2 protein-coding genes are annotated in these 796 nt (G+C 41.0%); both read left to right on the top strand.

Features of this window, described 5'->3' with window-relative positions:
* Nucleotides 1-10 precede the first annotated feature (10 nt).
* Nucleotides 11-127: an SDR family oxidoreductase gene (locus tag ACS8FD_RS19225; protein WP_439277036.1), complete on the top strand. Its 117-nt coding sequence runs from the start codon at nucleotides 11-13 to the stop codon at nucleotides 125-127.
* A gap of 310 nt (nucleotides 128-437) precedes the next feature.
* Nucleotides 438-796, top strand: a 359-nt coding sequence (locus ACS8FD_RS19220) for an SDR family NAD(P)-dependent oxidoreductase (protein WP_439277035.1), incomplete at its 3' end; no start/stop codon positions are given.

Raw genomic sequence — 796 nt, 5'->3', positions numbered from 1 at the left:
AGCCAGCCCAATGCGCCGTTTAGGTGACGTCGATGAAGTGTCTGGTGCGATTGCATGGCTGGCTAGTGATGAAAGCAGCTTTATGAATGGTCATGCGTTTACCCTCGATGGCGGCATGTTGGCTTAATAATCAAATAACTGCTAAACCATTACGGCGTTAGCCTCGCTCGATGTACTATTTGTACTATCTACGCTCGGCTGCCTTGTAATGAGTTTGCAGTTTTTCGATTATAACTTATTAAGTATTTCCGATAAAAAATTGAAAAATGAATAGCTAATTCAAAATATAAGGAATAGTTGTAGGCTGGGTTTTTAACCCAGCTGTGAAAATTTATAAAAGTAAAACGCTGGGTTAAAAACCCAGCCTACGCCAAAAAACTAAAATAGTTGAAAATGAGATTTACTTTTAAGACTTTACAAATATAAAAGGAACACCTATGAAAGATTTATTTGATTTAACGGGCAAGATTGCCTTGGTTACTGGCGCTAGTCGTGGTATTGGTGAGTCTATCGCTCGTTTATTGGCATCTAGAGGCGCACATGTCATTGTCTCTAGCCGTAAGATTGATGCTTGCCAAGCCGTCGCTGATAGCATCAAAGATGATGGACATAAAGCCAGCGCCTTTGCCTGCCATGTCGGTGAGATGGAGCAGATTGATGCGATCTTTGAGCATATCAAAAGCGAATTTGGTCAAATTGATATCTTAGTGAATAACGCCGCGGCCAACCCTTATTATGGGCATATTTTAGATACCGATCTAGGCGCTTTTGATAAGACCGTCGAAGTCAATATTCG

The organism is Psychrobacter sp. 1U2, from assembly GCF_051847575.1.
The sequence above is the reverse complement of the archived record's forward strand: the minus strand, read 5'-3'. Positions and strand labels throughout refer to the sequence as shown.

Bases quoted from the DNA above. Each gene is read 5' to 3' on its own strand.
- ACS8FD_RS19225 (WP_439277036.1), top strand. From the start codon at position 11: ATGCGCCGTTTAGGTGACGTCGATGAAGTGTCTGGTGCGATTGCATGG.